21 protein-coding genes and 1 pseudogene are annotated in these 23,990 nt (G+C 70.5%); 11 read left to right on the top strand and 11 right to left on the bottom strand.

Going from position 1 to position 23,990, the window contains the following annotated elements:
* The first annotated feature begins 63 nt into the window (after positions 1–63).
* Positions 64–756: a phosphotransferase gene (locus RWS82_RS07875; protein ID WP_314648540.1), complete on the top strand. Its 693-nt coding sequence runs from the start codon at positions 64–66 to the stop codon at positions 754–756.
* Between the two features lie 201 nt (positions 757–957).
* Here RWS82_RS07875 and RWS82_RS07870 read toward each other — a convergent pair whose 3' ends face one another.
* Positions 958–1,665: a hypothetical protein gene (locus tag RWS82_RS07870; protein WP_314648537.1), complete on the bottom strand. Its 708-nt coding sequence runs from the start codon at positions 1,663–1,665 to the stop codon at positions 958–960.
* Between the two features lie 142 nt (positions 1,666–1,807).
* Between RWS82_RS07870 and argG the strand changes: the two genes are divergently transcribed.
* The 5 genes from argG to RWS82_RS07845 all read left to right on the top strand — a co-directional run bounded on the left by argG (position 1,808) and on the right by RWS82_RS07845 (position 7,699).
* On the top strand, positions 1,808–3,241 hold the full coding sequence (argG, locus tag RWS82_RS07865) for an argininosuccinate synthase (RefSeq protein ID WP_314648535.1): 1,434 nt from the start codon (positions 1,808–1,810) through the stop codon (positions 3,239–3,241).
* Positions 3,242–3,359: 118 nt separating this feature from the next.
* Positions 3,360–4,034 carry a TetR family transcriptional regulator gene (locus tag RWS82_RS07860; RefSeq protein ID WP_314648532.1) on the top strand — a complete coding sequence of 225 codons (675 nt, stop codon included), beginning with the start codon at positions 3,360–3,362 and terminating at the stop codon, positions 4,032–4,034.
* The gene (locus RWS82_RS07855) at positions 4,031–5,047 is read left to right on the top strand and encodes a hypothetical protein (protein ID WP_314648528.1); all 1,017 of its coding nucleotides are present in this window, start codon (positions 4,031–4,033) and stop codon (positions 5,045–5,047) included. The genes RWS82_RS07860 and RWS82_RS07855 overlap by 4 nt, the downstream gene beginning before the upstream one ends.
* On the top strand, positions 5,044–6,873 hold the full coding sequence (locus RWS82_RS07850) for a YhgE/Pip domain-containing protein (RefSeq protein ID WP_314648525.1): 1,830 nt from the start codon (positions 5,044–5,046) through the stop codon (positions 6,871–6,873). Before RWS82_RS07855 ends, RWS82_RS07850 begins: the two co-directional genes overlap by 4 nt.
* A 64-nt stretch (positions 6,874–6,937) precedes the next feature.
* A complete protein-coding gene (locus RWS82_RS07845) occupies positions 6,938–7,699 on the top strand; it encodes an alpha/beta hydrolase (RefSeq protein WP_314648523.1) in 762 nt (253 codons plus the stop codon).
* 27 nt (positions 7,700–7,726) lie between these two features.
* Here RWS82_RS07845 and RWS82_RS07840 read toward each other — a convergent pair whose 3' ends face one another.
* From RWS82_RS07840 to RWS82_RS07810, 7 genes and pseudogenes are all read right to left on the bottom strand, one after another.
* On the bottom strand, positions 7,727–7,900 hold the full coding sequence (locus RWS82_RS07840) for a hypothetical protein (RefSeq protein ID WP_314648520.1): 174 nt from the start codon (positions 7,898–7,900) through the stop codon (positions 7,727–7,729).
* 89 nt (positions 7,901–7,989) lie between these two features.
* The gene (gene mnhG, locus RWS82_RS07835) at positions 7,990–8,379 is read right to left on the bottom strand and encodes a monovalent cation/H(+) antiporter subunit G (protein ID WP_314648518.1); all 390 of its coding nucleotides are present in this window, start codon (positions 8,377–8,379) and stop codon (positions 7,990–7,992) included.
* On the bottom strand, positions 8,376–8,645 hold the full coding sequence (locus RWS82_RS07830) for a monovalent cation/H+ antiporter complex subunit F (RefSeq protein WP_314648515.1): 270 nt from the start codon (positions 8,643–8,645) through the stop codon (positions 8,376–8,378). The genes mnhG and RWS82_RS07830 overlap by 4 nt, the downstream gene beginning before the upstream one ends.
* Positions 8,642–9,244, bottom strand: coding sequence for a Na+/H+ antiporter subunit E (locus RWS82_RS07825; protein WP_314648514.1), 603 nt, complete (start codon positions 9,242–9,244; stop codon positions 8,642–8,644). The genes RWS82_RS07830 and RWS82_RS07825 overlap by 4 nt, the downstream gene beginning before the upstream one ends.
* Positions 9,241–10,797, bottom strand: a complete 1,557-nt coding sequence (locus tag RWS82_RS07820) for a Na+/H+ antiporter subunit D (protein WP_314648511.1) — start codon at positions 10,795–10,797, stop codon at positions 9,241–9,243. The genes RWS82_RS07825 and RWS82_RS07820 overlap by 4 nt, the downstream gene beginning before the upstream one ends.
* 692 nt (positions 10,798–11,489) lie before the next feature.
* Positions 11,490–11,981: pseudogene (locus RWS82_RS07815) on the bottom strand (Na(+)/H(+) antiporter subunit C); the annotation flags it as partial.
* On the bottom strand, positions 11,981–14,971 hold the full coding sequence (locus RWS82_RS07810; RefSeq protein ID WP_314648509.1) for a Na+/H+ antiporter subunit A: 2,991 nt from the start codon (positions 14,969–14,971) through the stop codon (positions 11,981–11,983). The gene RWS82_RS07810 and the pseudogene RWS82_RS07815, both read right to left, overlap by 1 nt.
* A 191-nt stretch (positions 14,972–15,162) precedes the next feature.
* Here RWS82_RS07810 and RWS82_RS07805 point away from each other — a divergent pair, with 191 nt between their 5' ends.
* Entirely contained in the window at positions 15,163–16,677 is a 1,515-nt protein-coding gene (locus RWS82_RS07805) for a hypothetical protein (protein ID WP_314648506.1), read from the top strand.
* A gap of 37 nt (positions 16,678–16,714) precedes the next feature.
* On the opposite strand, the gene RWS82_RS07800 is transcribed toward RWS82_RS07805, so the two are convergent.
* A complete protein-coding gene (locus RWS82_RS07800; RefSeq protein WP_314648503.1) occupies positions 16,715–17,776 on the bottom strand; it encodes a LacI family DNA-binding transcriptional regulator in 1,062 nt (353 codons plus the stop codon).
* 58 nt (positions 17,777–17,834) lie between these two features.
* Here RWS82_RS07800 and RWS82_RS07795 point away from each other — a divergent pair, with 58 nt between their 5' ends.
* The 3 genes from RWS82_RS07795 (at position 17,835) to RWS82_RS07785 (ending at position 20,818) form a co-directional block, all read left to right on the top strand.
* Entirely contained in the window at positions 17,835–19,061 is a 1,227-nt protein-coding gene (locus tag RWS82_RS07795) for an MFS transporter (RefSeq protein WP_314648501.1), read from the top strand.
* A 193-nt stretch (positions 19,062–19,254) separates the two neighbouring features.
* Entirely contained in the window at positions 19,255–19,950 is a 696-nt protein-coding gene (nucS, locus tag RWS82_RS07790) for an endonuclease NucS (RefSeq protein WP_314648498.1), read from the top strand.
* Between the two features lie 202 nt (positions 19,951–20,152).
* Positions 20,153–20,818, top strand: a complete 666-nt coding sequence (locus tag RWS82_RS07785) for an HAD hydrolase-like protein (protein WP_314648495.1) — start codon at positions 20,153–20,155, stop codon at positions 20,816–20,818.
* Positions 20,819–20,934: 116 nt separating this feature from the next.
* On the opposite strand, the gene RWS82_RS07780 is transcribed toward RWS82_RS07785, so the two are convergent.
* Complete coding sequence (locus RWS82_RS07780; RefSeq protein ID WP_314648492.1) at positions 20,935–21,141, bottom strand: cold-shock protein; 207 nt, start codon at positions 21,139–21,141, stop codon at positions 20,935–20,937.
* Positions 21,142–21,851: 710 nt separating this feature from the next.
* Here RWS82_RS07780 and RWS82_RS07775 point away from each other — a divergent pair.
* Complete coding sequence (locus RWS82_RS07775) at positions 21,852–22,673, top strand: shikimate 5-dehydrogenase (protein WP_314648489.1); 822 nt, start codon at positions 21,852–21,854, stop codon at positions 22,671–22,673.
* Positions 22,674–22,685: 12 nt separating this feature from the next.
* On the opposite strand, the gene RWS82_RS07770 is transcribed toward RWS82_RS07775, so the two are convergent.
* Positions 22,686–23,882: an MFS transporter gene (locus RWS82_RS07770; protein WP_314648486.1), complete on the bottom strand. Its 1,197-nt coding sequence runs from the start codon at positions 23,880–23,882 to the stop codon at positions 22,686–22,688.
* Positions 23,883–23,990: the final 108 nt, after the last annotated feature.

Below are 23,990 nucleotides of genomic sequence, written 5' to 3'. Positions count from 1 at the left end.
CGAGGTGGGCGGGCGCGCGTGCGTGGGGCGGGGGCGCGGGGCGGCGCGTGCGAGGATGACGGGATGCGTCAGGGAGCGGTCGGCGAGGTGCGACTCGTGGTGCGTGAAGGGCGGCGGCTCGTCGAGAAGCGCCTGCGCGATCCGACGCGGCACGACACCGAGCTGCGGGCACTCCGCGCATTGGAGGGCTCGAGCCTCCCCGTTCCGCGAGTGGTCGACGCCCACCCCGGGATGATCGTCATGACCGAACTCCCGGGCACGCGACTCGACGACGTCGACCCCGAGAGTCGGCTCGCGGGGCTGCGCGACTCGGCGTCTCTCCTCCGCCGACTGCACGCGCTCGAGGCTCCGGCGGGCCTCTCCTCCACACCGAACGACGCCGAGATCGTGGCGCGCTACCGCGCCGCCGACGGACCGCGCCTGCCCCTGAGCATCCCTCCCTCGGCGGGGCGGGTGTTCTGCCACGGCGACTGGGGCGACGGCAATCTGCTCGGCATCGACGGCCGCGTCACCGGCGTCGTCGACTGGGAGGCGGCGCACCTCGGCGATCCGATCCGCGAGGTGGCTCGGGCGGCGTACGGCGCCGCGCGCAAGGATCCGCGTTCGGCGCAGGTGCTCATCGACGCGTACGGGGCGGATGCCTCGGACGTCGCCGCCTGGTACCCGATCCACGCCGCGGAGCTGTGGCTGTGGTTCCGTCAGGCCGGCCCTCCGGAGTACCTCGCCCAGCTCACCGCCGAACTCCGCGCCTGGTAGGGCGCCGGCGCGAAGCGCGCCCGGTCGGACGGCAAAAACACAGAGCATCGGGCCATCGCTCGGTGTGTCGGGCCGCGACGCGCCGCATTCCGCTCGGATGATCTCCGTTTTCGCACGCGGGTGGGGCGGCGTCGGCCAACTGGGCGAGAGGCAGGCGGCGAAACGCAGGGGGAGGCGCGCGGGGGGGATAGGGCGACGGGGTCAGGATGCCAGGGCGAGGCCCGCGGCGAGCGCGAAGCCGAGCACGGTGGCGAGGCCCGTGGCCTCCTTCGCCTTCGACTGGGCCTCGGGCACCATCGAGTCGACGAGCATGACCAGCAGCGCTCCGGCGGCGAATCCGCTGGCGCCCGCCCGGAACGCGTCACCCGTGAGGCTGGCGAGAGCGAACCCGGCGACGGTCGCCAGGGCGCACACCACCGCGACGCCACCCCACAGCAGCAGCACCCGCTTCTTCGCCATGCCTCCGTCGAGCAGATCGGCCGCCGAGCCGATCGATTCGGGGAGGTTCGAGACGAGGATGGCGACGACGAGGGCGATGCTCACCGGCTCGCCGGAGGCGAGTCCGATACCGAGCACGAGCTGCTCGGGGATGCCGTCGAGCAGCGCTCCGACGGCGAGCTGCCCTCCGCCCTCCGACCCCTTCTTCTTCGCCGCGCGGGCGTCGAGGATGCGCGCGGCGATGAAGTAGGCGAGCGCGCCGAGCGCCACACCCGCGACGAGGGGCACAGGGCCCGCGACATCGAGGCCCTCCTCCCACAGCTCGAACGCGATCGACGCCATGAGCGCACCCGCACCGAAGCCCAGCACGATGCCGAGCCACCGCGGCGGCCACGCGCGCAGCAGCGCGAGCACCGCGCCGACGAACAGCGGCGCCGCCGCGACCACACCCCACAGCACTGCCTGACCCATACGCCCACTCTGGCACGCCGGCGCCTCGCCGCGAGGCATCCCCCTCCACCCCTTGCCGCCAGGGGTGGGCGCACGAGAGCTGACCGCACCGTCCGCGTCACGCATTCCAGAGCGACACGCCGCCCGCCGTAGACTGGAGGGCATGTCCAAGGTCCTCCAGTCCCTGCCCGTCGGCGAGCGCGTCGGCATCGCCTTCTCCGGAGGACTCGACACCTCCGTCGCCGTCGCGTGGATGCGCGACAAGGGCGCGGTGCCGTTCACGTACACCGGCGACCTGGGGCAGTACGACGAAGACGACATCGAGTCGATCCCGGGTCGTGCGCTCGAGTACGGCGCGGAGGCCTCGCGGCTCATCGACTGCAAGACGGCCCTCGTCGAAGAGGGGTTCGTCGCCCTCGCGTGCGGCGCCTTCCACATCCGCTCCGGCGGCAAGACCTACTTCAACACCACGCCGCTCGGTCGCGCCGTCACGGGCACGCTGCTCGTGCGCGCCATGAAGGAGGACGGCGTCGACATCTGGGGCGACGGCTCCACCTACAAGGGCAACGACATCGAGCGGTTCTACCGCTACGGCCTGCTCGCCAACCCCCGCCTGCGCATCTACAAGCCGTGGCTCGACGCCGACTTCGTCACCGAGCTCGGCGGACGCAAGGAGATGAGCGACTGGCTCGTCGCCCACGACTTCCCCTACCGCGACTCGGCCGAGAAGGCGTACTCGACCGACGCCAACATCTGGGGCGCCACGCACGAGGCGAAGACCCTCGAGCACCTCGACGTCTCGCTCGAGACCGTCGACCCGATCATGGGCGTCAAGTTCTGGGACCCCTCGGTCGCGATCGACTCCGAAGACGTCACCGTGACCTTCGAGTCGGGACGCCCGGTCGCCATCAACGGCGTCGAGTTCTCCGACCCGGTGGCGCTCGTGCAGGAGGCGAACACGATCGGCGGTCGCCACGGCCTGGGCATGAGCGACCAGATCGAGAACCGCATCATCGAGGCGAAGTCGCGCGGCATCTACGAGGCCCCCGCCATGGCGTTGCTGTTCATCGCCTACGAGCGCCTGGTCAACGGCATCCTCAACGAAGACACGCTCGCGACGTACCACGAGCAGGGTCGCCGCCTCGGCCGCCTCATGTACGAGGGACGGTGGCTCGAGCCGCAGTCACTCATGCTGCGCGAGTCGATCCAGCGCTGGGTCGGATCGACGATCTCGGGCTCGGTGACCATCCGTCTGCGTCGCGGCGACGACTGGACCATTCTCGACACCGTCTCGCCCAACCTGTCGTACGGTCCGGAGAAGCTGTCGATGGAGCGCGTCGGCGACGCGGCCTTCGGCCCGGTCGACCGCATCGGACAGCTGACGATGCGCAACCTCGACATCGCCGACTCGCGTGCCCGCCTCGAGCAGTACGCCGGTCTCGGCCTGGTGGGCGGGGCCACGGGCGAGCTGGTCGGCCGCGTGACCGCGGGTGAGGCCGGCGAGATCACCGGCTCGGTCGAGGAGGTCGACGCGAACCTCGCCGACCGCGTCGACGTGGCGTCCGAGGGCGCGGCCTTCGATTCCGGCACCGACTGACACGGATTCGAGGAGGGGCGGATGCTGCGGCATCCGCCCCTTTTTCGTGCCCCCGCGCCCCCTGTGAAGGTGCTGGGTTATCTTGCACACCTCTGTGCACGTTAGCTAGAATCGACGCATGACCACTCGCGCACCCCGCCGCGACGCGCTCGAGAACCGCGCCGGAATCCTCGCCGCCGCCCGCTCCGCACTCTCCGCCGACCCCTATGCCTCGGTCGACGTCATCGCCCGCAGCGCCGGCCTCTCGCGCCGCACCCTCTACGGCCACTTCGACGACCGCGAGGCGCTCATCCGCGAACTCATCTCGTCGGGCGCCCAGCGATTCAATGCGATCGCCGCCGAGGTCGCCGACCCCGACGCCCGCGTCGCCCTGGCGCGACTCGCCGCCCGCCTGTGGCACGAGGCCGCGCACGTGCAGGTCGCCGCCGCGCTGGCCCTCGACGAGGCGCACGTGCAGCACACGGCGGATGCTCTCGCTCCCCTCCGCCGCGCCGTCGCCGCCCTCGCCCGCCGCGGGCAGGACGAGGAGGTGTTCCGCACCGATCTCGCCGCCCCCACGCTCGCGCGCCTCATCGAAGAGATCGCCCGCACCGTCATCTCGCGCACCGACGCGTCAAGCGCGGGCGCGGCCGACCTCGCCGTGCGCACGGTGCTGAGCATCGCCGGGCTCTCGTGGCGCGAGGCCGATGCGCTGCTCGTCGCGCACCCCGACATCGTCACGACCGCTGCGGAAGGCACGACCGCCACAGACTGCGCGACCACCCCCTCGACCGGGCGGGAGGCCACCGAATGAGGATCGCACTGCACGAGGTCAGCAAGGGCCGCGGCGGGCAGGCGCTGCCGACCATCTCCCTCGAGTTCCACACCGGCGAGGTGCGGTTCGCCCTCGCCGAGACCGAGCAGCGCCCGACAGTGCTCGGTCTCATCGCGAGCGGACGGATGCGCCCCGACTCCGGCTACGTGACGCTCGACGGCGACCGCAACGCCAAGGAGCTGCGCCGCCGCGTCGCCCTGGTCGACGCCCCGGACGTCAGCGACCCGCACCCCGACATCTCGCTCGCCGGCGTGGTCGGCGAGGAACTCATGTTCGCCGGACTCGGCGCGACACCCCTGCACGCCCGGCGCTGGCTCTCGATGCTCGGATACGCCGAGCTCGCCTCGGTACCGATCGGCAGCATCGATCCGGCGGCGCGCGTGCGCATCCTCTGCGAGCTGGCCGTGCTGCGCGACGGGACGGATGCCGTCGTGCTCGTCTCGCCCGACCGCCACGGCGGCTCGCCCGACGGCTGGTGGCGTATCGCCCGCGAGTTCGCCGAGCGGGGCTACGCGATGCTCGTGATCGTCGGCGGCGCCGCCGCGGTGGCCCTGGAGCGCATGGAGGAACTCGGCGCCGTGAACGCCTCCGGCCCGGTCGAGCCGCTTGTGCTCGACGACGAGGGCGACGCAGATACGGACGCCGGCGCCGAGGCGGATGCCGAGGTACAGGCCGACGGGAACGGGGAACGGGGCGGAGCCGCGGACGAGGCGGAGACCCGAACCGAAACCGTCACGGAGGCCGAGTCCGGAACCGAGACCGTCACGGAGACCGAGTCCGGAACCGCGACCGTCGTGGAGGCCGAGGCGCCCGGCGCACCCGCCGCCGAGGCGTCCGACCCCGCGCCCGCCACCTCGGCATCCGACCCCGCCGCTCCTGCCGACCCGCCTGCCCCCGACCCGTCTCCCGACGCCGTCGCACGCCCACCCGTCGGCGAATCCCTCGACACCACCCCCACTCCCGACGACCCCCGGAACGGAGCAGCATCGTGAAGGTCCCCGCGATGATCGCCGCCGAACTGCGACGGCTGACCGCGAGCCGGATGAGCGTGATCGCCCTGATCGCGCTGGTGTGCGTGCCGATCCTCTACGGCGGCCTCTACCTGTGGGCCAACCAGGACCCGTACGGCAAGTTCTCCGAGGTTCCCGTCGCCCTCGTGGTCGACGACGAGGGCGCGCCGTCGACGGCATCCGATGCCGGTCCGGGCGACACGGTCAACTACGGCGAGGACGTCGCCGACAACCTGATCGAGGGCAACGCGTTCGACTGGCAGCGCATGACGTCGGACGAGGCGGCGGATGCCCTGCGCACCGGCTCCGTCGACTTCACCGTCACCATCCCCGCCGACTTCTCGTCGGCCCTCACGTCGGCCTCCGGCGACGACCCGCACCAGGCGCGCATCGACCTCGAGACCAACGACGCGAACAACTACCTCGCGTCGTCGATGGGGTCGCAGGCGGTCGAGAAGATCCGCAGCTCGGTCGCCGAGATGGTCGGCAGCGAGGCGGCGGAGCGGCTGCTCACGGGCCTCAGCGACATCCGCGACAGCCTGGTGTCGGCGACCGACGGCGCCACGCAGCTCACCGACGGTGCGAACACCGCCGCCTCCGGCAGCACCACGCTCGCCGACGGCACCGCGCAGCTCGCCGACGGCACGTCGCAGCTCGCCACCGGCGCGCAGACCCTCGCCACGGGGGCGCAGCGGGTGGCCGACGGAAACCGGCAGCTCGCCGATGTCGCCGATCGCGCGGGTTCCGTCGTGCAGGAGGCGTCGGATGCCCTGCCCCAGGTGCACACCGACATCACCACGCTGCTCACCGACCAGGGCCTCACGCAGGAGGAGATCGACCGGGTGCTCGCGACACTCGACCCGGTCGCGACGCGCCTGCAGGAGGGCAACACCAAGGTGCAGGCCGACGTGGCGAAGATCGACCAGCTCGCCGACGGTGCGGCGCAGGTCGCCTCTGGTGCGTCCACTCTCGCCTCGGGAGCGAGCACGGCCGCCGAGGGCGCATCGGCCGTCAACGACGGCGCGGTGCAGCTGCGCGACGGACTCGGCACTCTCGCGAGCGGCGCGGCCGAGCTGCGCGACGGACTCGCGTCGGGCGTCGAGCAGATCCCGGCATCCACCCCCGACCTGCGCACGCAGCAGGCCGACACGATCGCCGACCCCGTCGACGTGTCGAGCGACAAGGTCGCCTCCGCCGAGGACTACGGCGCCGGACTCGCGCCCTTCTTCGCCGCGCTGTCGGCCTGGATCGGCATCTACGCCCTGTTCCTGATCGTCAAGCCGATCTCGCGACGGGCGATTACGGCGCTGCACTCCCCGGTGCGCGTGACCCTCGCGGGCTGGCTCACGCCCGCCATGCTCGGTGCCGTGCAGATGGTGGGGCTGATGGGCATCCTCGCCCTCACGCTCGGGTTCACGTTCAACCATCCCGTCGGCACGCTCGGCGTGCTCGTGATCGCGTCGGCGACGTTCGCGGCGATCATCCTCGCGCTGAACGTGTGGCTCGGATCGGTCGGACAGTTCCTCGGCCTCGTCCTCATGGTGCTGCAGCTCGTGACCGCGGGCGGCACGTTCCCGTGGCAGACCCTTCCGACGCCGTTGGCCGCGCTGCACCACGTGCTGCCCATGGGGTACGTCGTGGACGCGATGCGGCAGCTCATGTACGGCGGCGATCTCAGTCGCGCCGGGAGCGACCTGCTCGTGCTCGGCGCCTGGCTCGCCGGTGCGCTGCTGCTGGCGATGATCGGGGTCACGCGGATGACGCACCGGCGCACGCTGCGCGACCTGCAGCCGAGCCTGATCGGCTGACGTCGCCCGCGCGGAGGGCCCCGCTCGCGGGGTCCTCCCATCCGCCTGCCGGTAACGTGGAGCGGTGCCCACCAGCTATCTCGCCCCGAAGGGCACCCCGGTCACCCTTCTCGAATTCGAGCACGCGGGCGCGACGCTGATCGCCGAGACATTCGGCGACGAGGGTCCGACCTTCCTGCTGCTGCACGGCATCGGCATGGGGCGGAGCGTGTACCTCGACCTCGCCCAGCGGCTCGACGGCCGACTCATCGCCCTCGATCTGCCCGGCTTCGGCGAGGCACCCGAGCCCGACCGCACGCTCACGATGGAACGGCACGCCGACCTCGTCGCCGCCTACCTCCGTCACACCGGCGAGGGGCCCGTCGTGGTGATCGGCCATTCGATGGGCAGTCAGATCGGGGCGGAGTTGGCGGCGCGGCATCCGCTCCTCGTGTCGGGCGTCGTGCTCGCCGGGCCGACCGTCGACAAGCGCGCGCGCAACATCCGTGCGCAGGCCACCTACCTGCTGCGCGACCTGCTGGGCGAACGGCCGCTGGTGATCTGGCGCGGCGCCCGCGAGTACCTGCGCGGCGGCCCGCACCTGCTGCGCAAGATCGAGGCGACCGTGCGGCATCAACCCGAGCGGGCCTATGCGCGCATCGAGCAGCCGGTGCTGGTGCTGCGCGGCGAGGACGACCCGCTCGCGCCCATGAGCTGGTGCCGTCAGATCATCGACCAGATCCCCGGGGCGCGGCTCGAGATCATCCCCGACCACGGGCACGGCACGCTCATCAGCGACTCCGAGCCGGCAGCGCGCCTCATCGAGGACTTCGCCGCAGGCCTGTGACCCGCGTCACCCAGAGGGGCACCGAGTTCAGAGCATCCCCTGGTTGTTGATTCCGGGCTGGTGTGCGTCGAGGGCCACACCGAGCGACGGATCCGGGCGCGGCCCCTCGTCGCTCGCGTCACGCGATCGGCGTCCGGCGAAGGCCAGCATGACGACCGCCCCCAGGGCGGCCAGACCGTAAAGGGCGAAGGCGGCATCCATATCGGAATGCTAGACGCCCCCTCGCCCGACGGCCAGCCCTCGCCCTACGGCCGGCCCTACCCGGCGGCGGCCCTACCCGACGGCCAGCCCTACCCGGCGGCCGGCGGGGTCTGCTTCGACTCGGCGAGCTCGTCGACGACGAGGTGGCGCTGGTCGGCCGAGCCGTTGCGGTAGGCCTGCCGCCCGACGATGTGCGCCGACAGCGGCGCGGTCGCGAACTGCATGAGCACGATCGGCGCGACCAGGGCGAGACCGAGCAGGAACCCGCCCACACTGCGCTGCGCCAAGGCGATCGCGATGCAGATAAACACCAGCCCGAGCACCTGCGGCTTCGTGGCGGCGTGCAGTCGCGACGGCACGTCGCGAAAGTGCAGCAGCCCGACCGCGGCCGAGAGGCACAGCAGCGCGCCGAGGAGGATGAGCACCAGCACCGCCGTGTCGATCACGGCGTCGGGAATGACGAGACCGAAGACGTTCATGGTGTCGTGTTGTCCCTTCTGGCGACGAATCGGGCGACCGAGATCGATCCGAACACGCCGACCGCCGCGATGATGAGCAGCACGGGGATGCTGCGGGTGTGGCCGTTGATCGCCATCTCAGCCCCGAGCACGCACATCACCTCGGTCAGCAGCACGTCGGACGCGACGGCGCGGTCGAGGATCGTCGGTCCGCGGAAGATGCGCACCACCGTGAGGATCGCCGCGATACCGAACACGATCATGATGATCAGCAGGAGGATGTTCACCGCACCCCTCCCTTCGTCGATGCAGAGCCGGCCGCACGTTCCGCCCGCTCGTCGGCCTTGAGGGCGCGGTACTGCGCGGGGTCGCCGAGCGCACGGACGACCCGCTTCTCCCAGCGCAGCACGATCTGGCGCTGTCGCTCGACTCCCGCGCGGTCCTTCACGCCGATGACGTGCATGTAGAGCACCCGGCGGTCGCGATCGGCCTCGACGACGAGCGATCCGGGAACGAGCGACGACACCACGGCGACGTGCGTCATCACGAGGTCGTCGGCGTAGCGCAGCGGCACCGCGACGATGGCCGTGCCCGGCTGGTGGCGGAAGTCGAACACCTGCACGGTGACCGACAGCGCGCCCTTGAGCAGCGCCCAGAGGAACTGCACCACGAAGAGCGCCGCGTAGAAGACGTTGAGGCGCCCGGAGAGCTCGACCGTCGGCAGACGGAACACCCGGGTCACGAAGACGGCGACGACGAGTCCCGAGACGAAGGCGAGCAGCGTGAACTGGCTCCACAGGAGCATCCACAGCACCACGAGCCAGGCCAGGAATGGCAGCTGCACTCGAAGGTCGCGCCAGAAGTGGCGCGCGTTGTCGCGGCTCATCCGACCACCTCGTCTTCGAGCTGCACGAGGTTGACCGGTTCGAGCAGCGTTTCGCCGATGCGGTCGCACAGTTCGTAGAGCGGACCGGCGAACACCGTCAGGGCGACGGTCACGGCGACCATGCCCGCGGTGGCGAGGGTCATGATCCGGGGGATGCGGCGGCGCTCCTGCTGCTCGTCGGCGGCGGGTGCGTTGCCGAGGTACGAGATGCGCCCCTCGGTCTCGCTGGAGTCCTCCTCCTCGCGCCAGAACGCGAGGTTCCAGGCGCGCATGAGCGCATAGAGCGTGAGGAGCGACGTGACGATGCCGCCACCGATCAGCACGAGCATGAGCGGGGTGCCGACCGAGGCCGCGGCCTCGAACAGCGCAAACTTGCCGATGAACCCCGAGAAGGGTGGGAGCCCGCCGAGGTTGATGGCGGGGATGAAGTAGAGCACGGCGATCACGGGCGCGATCTTGAGCAGCCCCTTCACCCGCAGGATCGACGTACTGCCCGCCCGGCGTTCGATCAGGCCCACCGCGAGGAACAGGGTGGTCTGCACGACGATGTGGTGCACGATGTAGTACACCGTTGCGCCGATCGCCGCGGGCGTCGCGATCGCGAGGCCGAAGATCATGTACCCGACGTGGCTGACGAGCGTGAACGACAGGATGCGTTTGAGTTCGGCCTGCGCGACGGCGCCCAGCACGCCGACGATCATGGTGGCGAGCGCGATGATGAGCAGCACGGTGTCGATGCTGTTCGAGGCGAAGAGCTGCGTCTCGGTGCGGATGAGCGCGTAGACGCCGACCTTCGTCAGCAACCCCGCGAAGACGGCGGTGACCGGTGCGGGCGCCGTCGGGTAGGAGTCCGGCAGCCAGAACGAGACCGGGAAGATCGCGGCCTTGATGCCGAAGGCCACGACGAGCATGAGGTGCAGGACGAGCTGGGTCTCCTGCGGCAGATCGGACATGCGCTCGGCGATCTGCGCCATGTTCACCGTGCCGACCGCGCCGTAGATCATCGCGATCGACGCGAGGAACAGGATCGACGACACCAGCGACACGACGATGTACACCGCGCCGGTGCGGATGCGCGACTCGGTGCTGCCCAGGGTGATGAGCACGTACGACGCGACGAGCAGGATCTCGAATCCGACGTAGAGGTTGAACAGGTCGCCGGCGATGAATGCGTTGAAGATGCCGGCGGCGAGGATGAGGTACGACGGGTTGAAGATCGAGATCGGGGTCTCGTCCGTCCCATCGGCGGCGCCCTGACCGATGGAGAAGAGCAGCACCGCGAGCAGCACGATGCTCGACACCAGCACGAGCAGCGCCGCCAGCCGGTCGACGTAGAGCACGATGCCGAAGGGTACCGGCCATCCTCCGACCGAGACCGCCATGGGGGTGTCGGCGGCGTCGACCGCGATGAGCAGCACCGCGGCGATCACCGATACGGCGGCGAGCGTCACGACGGTGACGAGCACCTGCAGGCGAGCGTTGCGCCCGAAGACGAGCGTGATGGCCGCACCCAGCAGCGGAAGGCCGACCAGGAGGGGGACGAGCGTCGTCATCGGCTCTCCTCCTCGTCGGTCTCAGCGGGTCGGTCGGTGGGGCGAGGCTCGGCGGGGCGATGTTCCGCCCGCGGATCGTCGTCGGCATCGGATGCTGCGGTGTCGGATGCCCCGGCGGTGGATGCTCCGGTGTCGGAGGATCCGTCCGCACCCGCGGGCTTCTCCGTCTCCCCGGGTACGTCTGCGTGGGCCTCGGCCGCGTCGGTGTCGTCGACGTCGTCGGCGTGCGTGTCAGCGGCGGTGCGCAGCACGCCCGGGTTGTCGGCATCCCGTCGCACTGGATCGTCGTCGGTGTCGTCCACCTCGTGGACGTCGTCCTCGTCGTCGGGCGGGGCCGACTCGGCGCTGAGCACGGGCGATCCGCCGTCGACGGTCTCCTCCCGCTCCTCTTCTTCGGCCGCGGCATCCGCATCGCCGCCGGCATCGGCCCGCCGTTCGGCGGCCCGGCCTCCGAACGTGCCGTCGGCGCGGGCCTCCGCGTCGGTGTCTCCGTACGCAGGCGCGGCGACCACGTCGGCATCCGCTTCGCTCTCCCGCCCACCGGCACTTTCACGCCCCCGCGCACCGGCGTCGGCCACCACGTCGGCATCCGCATCACCGTCGGCGAGAGCATCCGCGTCGCCATCGCTCTCGTCCCCCGCGTCGGCGTCCGAGTCCACGCCACCCGCATCCGCACCGCTCGCGGGGTATGCCCGGTCGACCGGGGCGTCGTCGACGATGGCGGGATGATCGCGCATGTGCAGCACCGTGATCGGAGCCGTCTGCACCCCCACGAAGTCGGTCGTCGCCTCGTCGTCGCTCTCGGACTCGTCGTCCATGAGGTCCTCGTCGGCGTCGGAGCGCTCGCGCAGCGCGATGTCGGCCTCGTCGTCGGCCACGGTGTCGGCCTGGCCCAGCTGCCACGAGCGATAGATGAGCGCGAGCAGGAACGCGGATACGGCGAACGTGATGACGATGGCCGTGAGCGTCAGGGCCTGCGGCAGCGGGTCGCTGATGTCGCCGTCGACGCCGTAGAACGGCGCCTTGCTCGGCACGCCCATCACGATCAGCAGCAGCAGGTTCACGGCGTTGCCCAAGAGCAGGAAGCCGATGAGAACGCGGGTCAGGCTGCGCTCGAGCATGGCGTAGACGCCGCAGGCGAAGAGCACGGCCATGATGACGATGAGGGTGAGCGAGGTGTCCATCAACGGCTCACCCGCCCCTCGGTCGAACGCGCCGAACCCGAGCTCGACGCCGCACCCGACGGTGCCTCACGCAGCGCCTGGGTCTGCCGGTCGACCTCGGCGCCGAGGCTGCGCAGCACGTCGAGCACGAGTCCGATCACCACGAGGTAGACGCCCACGTCGAAGATCGTCGAGGTGACGAACTCCATGTGGCCGAACCCGGGGATCTCCCACTCCCAGAACGTGCTCGTGAGCGGCGCCTGGCCGAAGAAGAGGGGGATGAGAGCGGCCCCCACCGCGAGGATGAGACCGGCGCCGAGCAGTCGACCGGCATCGGTCGGCGCCGCGGCACCCAGCTCCCAGCGGCCACCCGCGACGTAGCGCATGACGAGGGCCATGCCCGCGACGAGGCCGCCGGCGAACCCGCCACCCGGGAGGTTGTGCCCCGAGAAGAGCAGGAAGATCGACACGACGATGATCGTGTGGAACAGCACCCGCACGATCACCTCGAGCAGGATCGACCGGTTCTCGGGCTTCATCTTGGTGCCGCCGACGAGCCAGGCGCGCGGGCTGCTCTCGTTCTCGGAGGTCTGGAAGCGGATGCCGTCGGTCGTCTCGACGAGCGGCATGCGGCGAGCGGCACGACGCTTGGTGCGCGGAAGGGTCTTGGTCGCCGAGAGCAGATCGGCGCGGTGGGTGACGAACACGAGCGAGGCGACACCCGTCGCGGCGAGCACGAGCACCGACAGCTCGCCCATCGTGTCCCACCCGCGGAGGTCGACGAGGGCGACGTTGACGACGTTCTTGCCGTGGCCGATCTCGTAGGCGAGACGGGCGAACGAGGTCGAGATCGGTTCGTGGATGCGCGACTGGGTCGCCACGACCGCGACGAGGGCCATTGTGAGACCGGCGCCGATCGCGAGCAGCGCGCGCGGGAGCCTGCTCACCGAGGCGTTGTGCTCGCCCATCTTCGACGGCAGGCGGCGCAGCACGAGCGCGAAGGTCACGAGGGTGACGGTCTCGACGAGGATCTGCGTGAGGGCGAGGTCGGGCGCACCGCTGGTGGCAAAGAGCACGACCATGCCGAGGCCCGTGACCGACACCAGCACCACGCCGGTGTAGCGCTTCTGCGCACGTACGGCGAAGACGCCGGCCGCCGCCATGATCGGCGCCACCACGATCTGCACCGGGGTGTGCCAGGCCGAGAGCTGGAAGCGCTCGATGTCGGTGGCGACGAGCGCCGTCACCTCGGCGGCGACGAACACGACGAAGATCGTGCCGACATAGACCGGCAGTGAACCGCGCTGGGTGAGCGTGGTGCTGAGCACCGACAGTCGGTCGATGCCGCGCATCACGAGGTAGTAGGCGTCAGCGGCGGTGAACGGCAGCAGCCGCGCCTTGCGGTCCCACCCGGTGCGTCGCGTGAGCAGGAACAGGCCGACGCCGAGCAGGATCGTGGCGATCGAGATGCCGAGGGCCGGCTCGAGTCCGTGCCACAGCGCCAGGTGCCCTGGTCCCTCGGCGGCGACTCCCTCATGGTCGAGCCCCGGCGTCGCGGTCTTCGCATAGCCCTGCAGGGCGATGTCGAGGGCGGGGGCGCCGATGCCGGCGGCGAGCGTCACACCGGCGAGGATGATCGGGGCCGAGAGGAAGCCGACGGGAGGGTCGGGCCACTCCGTGTCGGGCATCCGGTCGCCGTTCTCGTCGCGCTTGGTCCAGAACGCTCCCCAGATGAAGCGCGCGCCGTATGCCGCGGTGAGCATGGATCCGAGCGCCACGCCGATCAGGGCCACGAGACCCCAGGGCGAGCCGCCGATCGCGTCGTCGAGGAGCGCGGTGAGCGTCGACTCCTTCGCGACGAAGCCGATGGTCGGGGCGATGCCCACCATCGACGCGATCGAGATGACCGCCGCGGTCGTCATGACCGGCGCCTGGCGGGCGACACCCGACAGCTCGCGGAGGTCTCGTGTCGAGAGCTGCCGGTCGATGACCCCGACGATGAGGAACAGCGCCGACTTGAACAGCGCATGCCCGATGACGAGCGCGAGCCCGGCGAGAGCCGCCGCCTGCGTGCCGTAGCCGACGACGACCGCGAAGAAACCGAGCTGGCTGACGGTGCCGAACGCGAGCACCCGCTTGAGGTCGGTCTCGCGGAGCGCCTGCATGCCACCGATGAGCATGGTGAGGATGCCGAGGCTGATCACGATCGGACGCCACGTCGCGCTCAGCGCGAAGATCGGCGCGAACCGCGCGATGAGGTAGATGCCGGCCTTGACCATGGCCGCCGCATGGAGGTACGCGCTGACGGGTGTCGGCGCGGCCATCGCGCCCGGAAGCCAGAAGTGGAAGGGGAACAGCGCCGATTTGCTGATGGCGCCGACGAGGAGCATGACGATCGCCGCTTCGACGATCGGGCCCGTGGGCGGCGCGGCGAGGATCTCGCGGATGCTCGACGTGCCTGCATCCACCACCAGCAGCACCACGCCGACGAACATGACCAGTCCGCCGAGCGTCGTGACGAGGAGCGCCTGCAGCGCCGCTCGACGGCTGGCGGCGCGGCGTCGATAGTGGCCGATCAGGAGGTACGAGAGGATGCTCGTCACCTCCCAGAACATGACGAGCATGACGAGGTCGTCGGTCAGCACGAGGCCGTACATCGCTCCGGCGAATCCGAGCAGCACTGCGGCGAACTGCCCGATCCCCGCGGAGTCGTCGTGGAAGTACCAGCGGCAGTAGAACAGCACGAGCGCGCCGACGCCGGTGACGATGAGGGTGAGCACCCAGCCGAGCACGTCCATGCTCATCGACAGGTTCAGCCCGAGCTGCGGGATCCACGGGATCGACTCGAAGGGGGAATCGCCCTCGATGACGCGCGGCGTCAGGGTGAGCGCGTGGACGAATGCCGCTGCGGGAATGAGAGCGGCGATCGCGAACGCCTGAGCTCCCAGCCAGCGCACCAGAACGGGCATCAGGAGAGACCCGAGGAGGAACACTGCGAGGAGCATCAGCATATACGCGGCTCCTCGGGGCTCGTCGGCCGGTCACGGCTCAGGCGGGCGGGTGTGATCCCAGTCTACCGGGCGTTAGGGAACCGTTAGGCCGCGAGGGCGACATCCACCGCGCAGGCGGCGCGTCAGGGACGCTCCGGTGGGCGTGCAGACCAGGGCGGACGGCCGGTGGCCGACCGTGGCAGAGTGGCTCCGTGCAGCGGACGTGGGTGCGAGAGCTGGCGGGGTGGATGCTCGCCCTCGCCGTGGCCGTCATCACGGTCGGCGCTGTGGCGTCGTCCGCCCGCGCCGAACTGCTGTTCCGCGACGGCGATTCCCTCATCGTCGCGCTGCTCTCCCGCTCGCTGCTCGACGGCGGGCATCAGGACTGGGCGATGTCGAGCGTGCTGTTCCTGCCCGAGACGGCCGTGTTCACCACCCTCGACGCGCTGCTGCCGCTCGACGTGGACGGGCTGCTGGCGCTCAGCGGCGTGCTCAACATGGTCGCCCTCTACGGCGCGCTGCGGCTGGTCGCCGGTCGACGCCGCGCGGGCGCGGCTCCCGTCGGGTGGGCAGTGGCCGCGCTCTGCGTCGTCGGGGTGCTCGCGATGACCGAGACCTCGGCCTCGCGCGATGCCCTCGAACTCGCCTCCCTCCCCCTGACCACCACGTACTACTCGGCGACGGTGATCGGCACGGTGTTGGCCGTCGGGATCGTCCGGCGGATGCTCGACCACGGCCGCCCGAGACCGATGCTCCTCGCCGGACTGCTCGTGGTCACGGGCGTCTCGACCCTCTCGAATCCCCTCTTCGTCGCCTGGGCCGTGGTGCCGATCGGCGTTCTTCTCGTCGTGAGCGCTGTTCGGCGGAGAGGCGCGGCCCCGGTCGCTCGGTCGACGGCCGGGGCCGCTCTCGCCGCCCTGGCGGCGGGCACGGCGATCGGCTTCGCGTCGCGCATTCCGTTCTCGGCATGGATCGCCAACACGGGTGCGGGATACGCGCAGCCGGAGCGCTGGCGGGAGTCGCTCGTGTACTACGGCGGACTGCTCGGTGACCGTCTCGGCTCCCCGCTCGGCGTTCTCGCCGCGGCGATCATCGCCGCGCTCCTGGGGTGGGCTGTCGTGCGCAGCATCCGATCGCACGACGCGGCGGCACGCTTCGTCGCGGGAGCCGCCTGGCTCGCACCTCTTCTCGTGGTCGTCGGCGCGATCGCGCTCGGCACCCACGCGGCCCGCTACCTGCAGCCGCTCGCCTTCGCCCCGGTGCTCGCGCTCGTCGCCCACCCTCGTGTGCTGCGCCTCGCACCGAATCTGCGCCGGCAGGCCATCGCGGCGATCGCCGTCGTGCTGGTGCTCGGCGCGGGCCTGAGCATGCCCCGTGCGATCGCTGCCGCCTCTCGACCCGACGCCGACCTCGCCTGCGTGACCGACTGGGTCGAGGCATCCGGTCACACCGGGGCGGGACAGTTCTGGACGGTGCGGCTACCGAAACTGCACCTCGCCGACCCCTCGCGCCTCGTCCAGGTCGACCACCGTCTGAACGGATACGCCTGGCTGGTGAACCGCGCCGACCTGTCGGCGGCCGAGGTCTCGTTCCTCATCGAAGACGCGCAGACCGTGCAATGGCAGCTGCCCGTGTCGGCGATCCCGGACGATGTGGTCGACTGCGGGCGCTACCGCATCCTCGACTTCGGCGACGCGCTGCTGCCTCTCGGCCCCGCCCACAGCTAGACCGGGCCGGGTGTCAGCGCGCGGGCGAAAAGCTCGGTCAGAGCGCGGGCGGACCCGTCGTCGCGCCGATGCGCACCACGCAGGTGAGGTCCTGCGTCTCGCCGGGCTCTCCCCCGAGCATGCGCGCGATCTGCTCGCCCGCCACGCGGCCCTTCTCGACCGCGGGCTGCACGACCGTCGTCAGCGCACGATCCCCGAGACCGTCGACGGCGATGCCATCGAAGCCCGCCACCGAGACGTCCTCCGGCACGCGCAGCCCCAGCTCCTCGGCGGCGCGGATCACGCCGACGGCGAGCAGGTCGCTCTGGGCCAGGACGGCGGTGGGCCGGGTGCGGGGGTCGGCCAGCAGCTCGCGGCCGACAACGAGCCCCTCGTCGATCAGACTGCCCGCGGCCGAGACCGCCGGGGCGTCGGGGAACACGCGCCGCGTGCCCTCGAGCCGGTCGACGGTCACGCCGATCGTCGCTTCGGCGATGCGCTCGGGGGTCACCGGTCCGCGCCGCCGCTCCGATCCGAGCGACAACGTGACGATCGCGACGTCGCGATGGCCGAGATCGTGCAGATGTCGCGCGAGGGCCGCCGACGCATCCGCATTGTCGAGCGTGACGCGAGGGATGCCGGGATCGCCCGGGTCTCCCTCGATGACCACGACCGGGAGCCCGCGGCCGCGCACGACGCGCACCGATTCGCGGGTGCGGCCCGACCAGCCGATGAGCACGTACGCATCGACCGGGGCGCTGGCGAGCGCCAGACCCTCGCCGCCGTCGTCGCGCATGAGAAGGATGCCGGAGCTGAGCTCGGCCAGCCCGTCGGCGAGGCCGTCCATCATCGCCGTCGTCACCGGATCGAGGAACGCATGGCGCAGATGCCCCTCGAACACGACGGCGACGATGCCGCTCCGGCCCCGTCGGAGCGAGGCCGCCCGCGGGTCGGGCCCGGCATACCCGAGTTGTGCGGCGGCGGCGAGAACCCGATCGCGGGTGCCGTCGGAGACGTTCGCCTTGCCACTGAAGACGATCGACGCGGTCGACGCGGAGACCCCCGCCTCGCGGGCGACATCAGAGATGGTCGCGCGCCGAGGCGGCTCCTGACTGCTCATGGTTTGAGGATAGCCCGCGACCCCGGGTGCTCGAATCGATTCGAATAGGATGAGCGTCATGAACACCGCTCTCTCGCGCCCGCAGTTCGTGCGGTGGCGCGCCGCGATCTTCGCCATCTTCGCGGCGAGCGGTCTCTCGGTCGCGACCTGGGCGTCACGGGTGCCGGGCATCAAGAGCGATCTCGGGCTCGACAACGCGCAGGTCGGACTCATCCTGCTGGGCATGGGCGTCTCGTCGATCATCGGCATCTCGACGAGCCCTGCCGTCATGGCGCGGACCGGCGCCCGGCGCGGCATGCTCCTCACGATGCTCATGTTCTCGGTCGGCATCGCCCTGATCGGCGTGGGCTCGACTGTGCTGGCGTCGGTGCCCGTTGTGCTCGTCGGCATGGTGCTCTTCGGATTCGGCAACGGATGCCTCGACGTCATGATGAACGTCGAGGCGACCGCGATCGAGCAGCAGATGGGTCGCACGGTGCTGCCCGTGTTCCACGCTTTCTTCAGCTTCGGCACCGTGATCGGTGCGGGTGTCGGTGCGCTGGCCGCGTGGCTGCAGCTGACGGTGGCCGTGCACGCCGGCATCATGGGGCTGCTGCTCGCGGCGATCGCGGCGTTCTGCTTCACCCAGGTGCCGGTGCGCGCCGAAGCCCTCGACCCCGCACCGGTCGAGAAACCGGGATGGCGGGAGCGGATGCACGTCGCGCTCGAGGCCTGGCGCGAACCCCGCACGTACCTCATCGGCGTGGTCATGCTGGGCATGGCCTTCGCCGAGGGCGGAGCGAACGACTGGATCGCCCTCGGAACCGAGCAGGGCCACGGCTTCGGAGCCGGCAGCGGCGCCGTCGCCCTCGCAGTGTTCTCGGTGGGGATGACCGTGGTGCGCCTGTTCGGCGGTCCGCTGGTCGACCGCTTCGGACGCGTGGTCGTGCTGCGAGTGCTCGCGCTCTCGGCCGCCGCCGGGGTGCTGCTGTTCATCCTCGCCCCGAACCTGCCGCTCATGCTGGTGGGCGCGGCCCTGTGGGGCGTCGGCGCCTCGCTCGGATTCCCCATCGGCATGTCCGCCGCAGCCGACGATCCCGCCAAGGCCGCGGCGCGGGTCAGCGCCGCGGCGACGATCGGCTACGTCGCGTTCCTCGGCGGGCCCCCGGTGCTCGGCTTCATCAGCGAGCACATCGGGCTGCTGAACACGCTGTACATCCTCATGGGTCTCATCGTGGCCTCGGGCCTCTTCTCCGGCGCCGTCCGCCCCCTCCCCGCCGACGAGAAGACCCCCGCCGCGCGCTGATCGCGACGCGCGGGTGTCCGCCCGGTGGGCAGGAGATCTCACGCAAAGAAGGAGTGGACGCCGCATCCGCTCCTTCCCATCCTGAGATCTCCTTCGCAACGCGATGCCGGCGCCGAGCGCGCTGCCGTCGCCGAACGCCCGCCCGCCACCGACCGCGTCGTGCGACACCGACGCGACGAAGTAGGCTCGTCGGGTGCGTCTCGTCATCGCCCGCTGCTCCGTCGACTACACCGGTCGGCTCAACGCCCATCTGCCGCTCGCCACCCGCCTGCTCGTGCACAAGGGTGACGGGAGTCTGCTCGTGCACTCCGACGGCGGCAGCTACAAGCCGCTCAACTGGATGAGCCCGCCGTGCACCCTCACCACCGAGGAGCCCGGCGAGGAGGAGGCGACCGCCGGCGTCATCGACGTGTGGCGCGTGACCCACAAGAAGACCGGCGATGCTCTGCGGGTGCAGATCTACGAGATCATCCACGACACGTCCCACGAGCTGGGCGTCGACCCCGGTCTGCAGAAGGACGGCGTGGAGGCCGACCTGCAGCGGCTGCTCGCCGAGCAGGTCGAGCGCATCTCGGAGGGCGCGACGCTCGTGCGCCGCGAGTACCCGACGGCGATCGGTCCGGTCGACCTGCTGGTGCGGGATGCCGGGGGCGCGGCCATCGCGGTCGAGATCAAGCGCCGCGGCGACATCGATGGCGTCGAGCAGCTCACCCGCTACCTCGAACTGCTCGGTCGCGACCCGCACCTCGCACCGGTGCAGGGCGTGTTCGCGGCGCAGGAGATCAAACCCCAGGCCCGCGTGCTCGCCGAGGACCGCGGCATCCGCTGCCTCGTGCTCGACTACGAAGACATGAAGGGCATCGAGTCGGGCATCCCCCGCCTCTTCTGACGCCCACCCCGTCGCTGCGGCCGTCCGGACCCACGAAAACCCAGATCATCCGCGGCGCGAAGCGCGTGTCGGATGCCGACGCGCCGACGATCGCGTGGTTCGTCTCCGTTTTGCCGGCGGGGGGCGCGGGCCGCACCCCACGGCGCTGCACGTCCGTGCACCGCAACGCGGGCGCGCGGTGCCGGGCCATAGGCTGGAGGGTATGGCCTCTTCCCCCTACTCCTGCGTGCTGTGGGACGTCGACGGCACCATCGTCGACGCATCCGTCGGCATCCTCCGTCGTCTGAACGTCGCGCTGACGCACTTCGGACGCCCGGCGCCCACGCGCGAGGAGCTGGTGCACTGGATCGGCCCGCCCATGTTCCAGTCGTTCCAGGACCAGGCGGGCATGACGCCCGAGCAGTCCGCCGAAGCGGTGTCGTTCTACCGCACGCTCGGCAAGGCCGACGGCTACACCACCGACGTGACCACCTACCCGGGGGTCGCCGATCTGATCCGCGAGGTGCACGCCGCCGGCATCCCGCAGGCCACGGCGAGCTCCAAGCCCGAGAACCAGGTCGATGCCCTGATCGACCACTTCGAGCTGCGGGCCGACTTCCTCACCACCGTCGGCGCCACCCCTGATGAGTCGACCCTCGCGTCGAAGACCGACATCGTCGCCGAAGCTCTGCGCCGGCTGACCGCGCTCGGCGCCGACGTCTCGCGACCCGTGCTCATCGGCGACCGTCACCACGACGTCGAGGGCGGCAACGCGAACGGCGTGCCGGTGATCTTCGTCGAGTGGGGCTTCAGCGACGCGCACGAGGGCGACGAGGCGGCGTTCCGCGCGGCGTCGGTCGACGAGCTGCGCGCGCTGCTGCTGCACTGACCCCGCGATCGACCACCGACGCGCTCAGCGCGCCCGAAGGCCGGAAAGCACAGAACTCCCCGCCGGACACCGCACAAGCGGCTCCGGTCGGGGAGCTCAGAGAGATACCGTGCGACTCAGAGAGCGCGGATGTTCTCGGCCTGCAGGCCCTTGGGGCCCTGCGCGACGTCGAACTCGACCCGCTGGTTCTCTTCGAGGCTGCGGTAGCCGGACGATTCGATCGCGGAATAGTGCGCGAAGACGTCGGCGCCTCCGTCATCGGGGGAGATGAAGCCGAAGCCCTTCTCCGCGTTGAACCACTTAACAGTGCCCTGGGTGCTCATGTACTGCCTGTTCTGCTGGAAAAGAAGCCGACGCAGGATGCACCGACACCGCTAACGCTAGCGGGTGAGGTGCCGAGGGCAACAGACGCAATCAGAAGGTAATCCAAATGTTGCACGGGCGATGAGGCGGCCTGGGGCGGTGCAGCGGCGCCGCATCGGATGCGGACGGCTCGCGCGGAGCATCCGGCATCCGATGCGTTCCCTGACGACTTCGGGGCCGCCGAGACGGACCCTCCCTGAAAAATGGTGTGGCCCTCACCGCGGGGGGAGCGATGAGGGCCGAAGACGACCGGAGGGTGCGTCAGAGTCCACTGTACAACGTTTTTCGGATCTGTGTCCCCCATTTGGGGGACAAATCTCGAAAAAGGTGCAACCATGAGACAGCGGCCCCCTCGAGTAGCCCATTGGGGACTGAACTACTCGAGAGGGCCCAATCGCATGCACGGATCGTCTGGCCTCTGGGGAAGGCGGCCCGTCTTCTGGGGAAAGACGGGGACGATCGATCCCCTTGTGCATGCATCTTCACCATAGGGGAGGTAGCACGATCCCGCCACGGCCCTTCCCGTGGCGGTGAGGTGAAGCAGCAGGGGAATGATCCGGGGAGGATCGCAGGTTCCGGAGGGCGGGGCGCACAGCACGGACCAGGTCCGTCGCCCCGCCTCCCGGATCCGCGGCCCCACAGCCGGCGCCATGATCGGTAGCCTTGACGCGTGACCCTGCTGAACAAGGACATGACGCTGTGCATCTCGCTCTCGGGACGCCCGAGCAACAACGGCACGCGCTTCCACAACTTCCTCTACGAGGAGCTGGGGCTCAACTGGATCTACAAGGCGTTCGCTCCGACCGATCTCGAGCAGGCGATCGCCGGGGTGCGCGGCCTCGGCATCCGCGGCTGCGCGGTCTCGATGCCGTACAAGGAAGACGTCATCGCGTTCGTCGACCGCATGGAGCCGTCGGCCGCAGCGATCGACTCTGTAAACACGATCGTCAATGACGACGGGGTGCTCACGGCGTACAACACCGATTACTCGGCGATCGCGCAATTGATCGCCGAGAACGCCCTCGATCCCCGATCGTCGGTGCTGCTGCGCGGCTCGGGCGGCATGGCGAAGGCCACCGCCGCGGCGTTCCGCGACGCCGGTTTCACGCAGGTCACGGTCGCCGCCCGCAATGAGGACGCGGGGCGGATGATCGCCGACCTCTACGCCTTCACCTGGCAGTCGGATGCCGAGGGCACCACGACCGCCGACATCATCGTGAACATCACCCCCATCGGCATGGCGGGTGGCCCCGACGAGCACGAACTCGCGTTCACCGACATGCAGATCACGGCGGCATCCGTCGTGTTCGACGTGGTCGCGATGCCCGCCGAGACGCCGCTCATCCGCGCCGGGCGCGCGGCGGGCAAGACCGTGATCAGCGGCGCCGAGGTCGCGACACGTCAGGCGTTGGAGCAGTTCGTGCTCTACACCGGCATCCGCCCCTCCGACGAGCAGGTGCGCGCCGCCGAGGAGTTCGTGCGCGCGCAGTGATCGACGGCGGGGTCAGACGCGCGACGGCACGACGACCACGGCCGCTTCGACGGGCGCATTCTGCCCGCGACGTGCCCCGCGCGCGGCGACGACCATGACGACGAGGGCGACGGCCGTGATCGCGGCTCCGATCCAGATGGGCGACGTGTAGCCGAGCCCCGCCGCGATGCCCGCACCGCCGGCCCACGCGCCGAGGGCGTTGCCGAGGTTGAACGCGCCGATGTTCGCCCCGGAGGCCAGGGTCGGAGCCCCGCCGGCGAAATGCATGATGCGGCTCTGCAGGGCGGGGACGGTGCCGAACCCGAACCCGCCCATGAGCACGAGCAGCACCATGGTGGCGACCTGCGACCATGCGAGCGCGGCGAAGGCGACGAGCACCACCACCAGCACGGCGATGAAGGCGAGCAGGGTGCGATCGATGGCGCGGTCTGCGAGACGCCCGCCGACGGTGTTGCCGGCGACGAGGCCGACTCCGAACAGCACGAGCAGCCAGGGCACCGCGGTCTCGGCGAAGCCACCGACGCCGGTGAGGGTGTACGCGATGTAGGTGAAGGCGCCGAACATGCCGCCGAAGGCGAGCACCGTCACGACCAGCGAGAGCCACACCTGCGTCGACCGGAACGCGCCGAGCTCGCTCCGCAGGCTCACGTGCTGCGCCTCGGCACGGGGCACCCGCACGAGCAGGGAGACGCCGACCAGCGCGACCACGCCGACGAGCGAGATCACGGCGAACGTCGAGCGCCATCCGAACTGCTGACCGATGAAGGTGCCGAACGGCACGCCCAGCACGTTCGCCGCCGTGAGACCGGTGAACATGATGGAGATCGCACGCGCCTTCTTCGCGGGCACGACGAGTTGCGCCGCGACGACCGAGCCGATGCCGAAGAACGCTCCGTGGCAGAGGGCGGCGACCACGCGGCCGGCCATCGCGACGCCGTAGTCAGCGGCGATGGCGGTCAGGGCATTGCCGACGATGAACAGCACCAGGAGTCCGACCAGCACGGGCTTGCGCGGCAGTCGCGTCGTCGCGGCCGTGAGGCCCAGCGCCCCGACCACCACGGCGAGCGCGTAGCCCGTGATCAGCCATCCGGCGGTCGCTTCGGTGACACCGAAGTCGTGCGCCACGTCGGGCAGCAGGCCCATGATGACAAATTCAGTGAGTCCGATCCCGAACGCGCCGAGGGCCAGCGCGATGAGTCCGAGTGGCATGGTGGTGCTCCTGGTGCTCTGATAAGGTATTTGCAGACGCGGGATATTGCGTCCGAGAAGCAATGATTGCACGCGCAAGTATTTTGCGCAAGCAACGACCCCGAGAGG

The sequence above is a fragment of the uncultured Microbacterium sp. genome (assembly GCF_963528945.1).
Taxonomy (GTDB): domain Bacteria; phylum Actinomycetota; class Actinomycetes; order Actinomycetales; family Microbacteriaceae; genus Microbacterium.
This window is presented reverse-complemented; position numbering and strand designations above follow the sequence as displayed.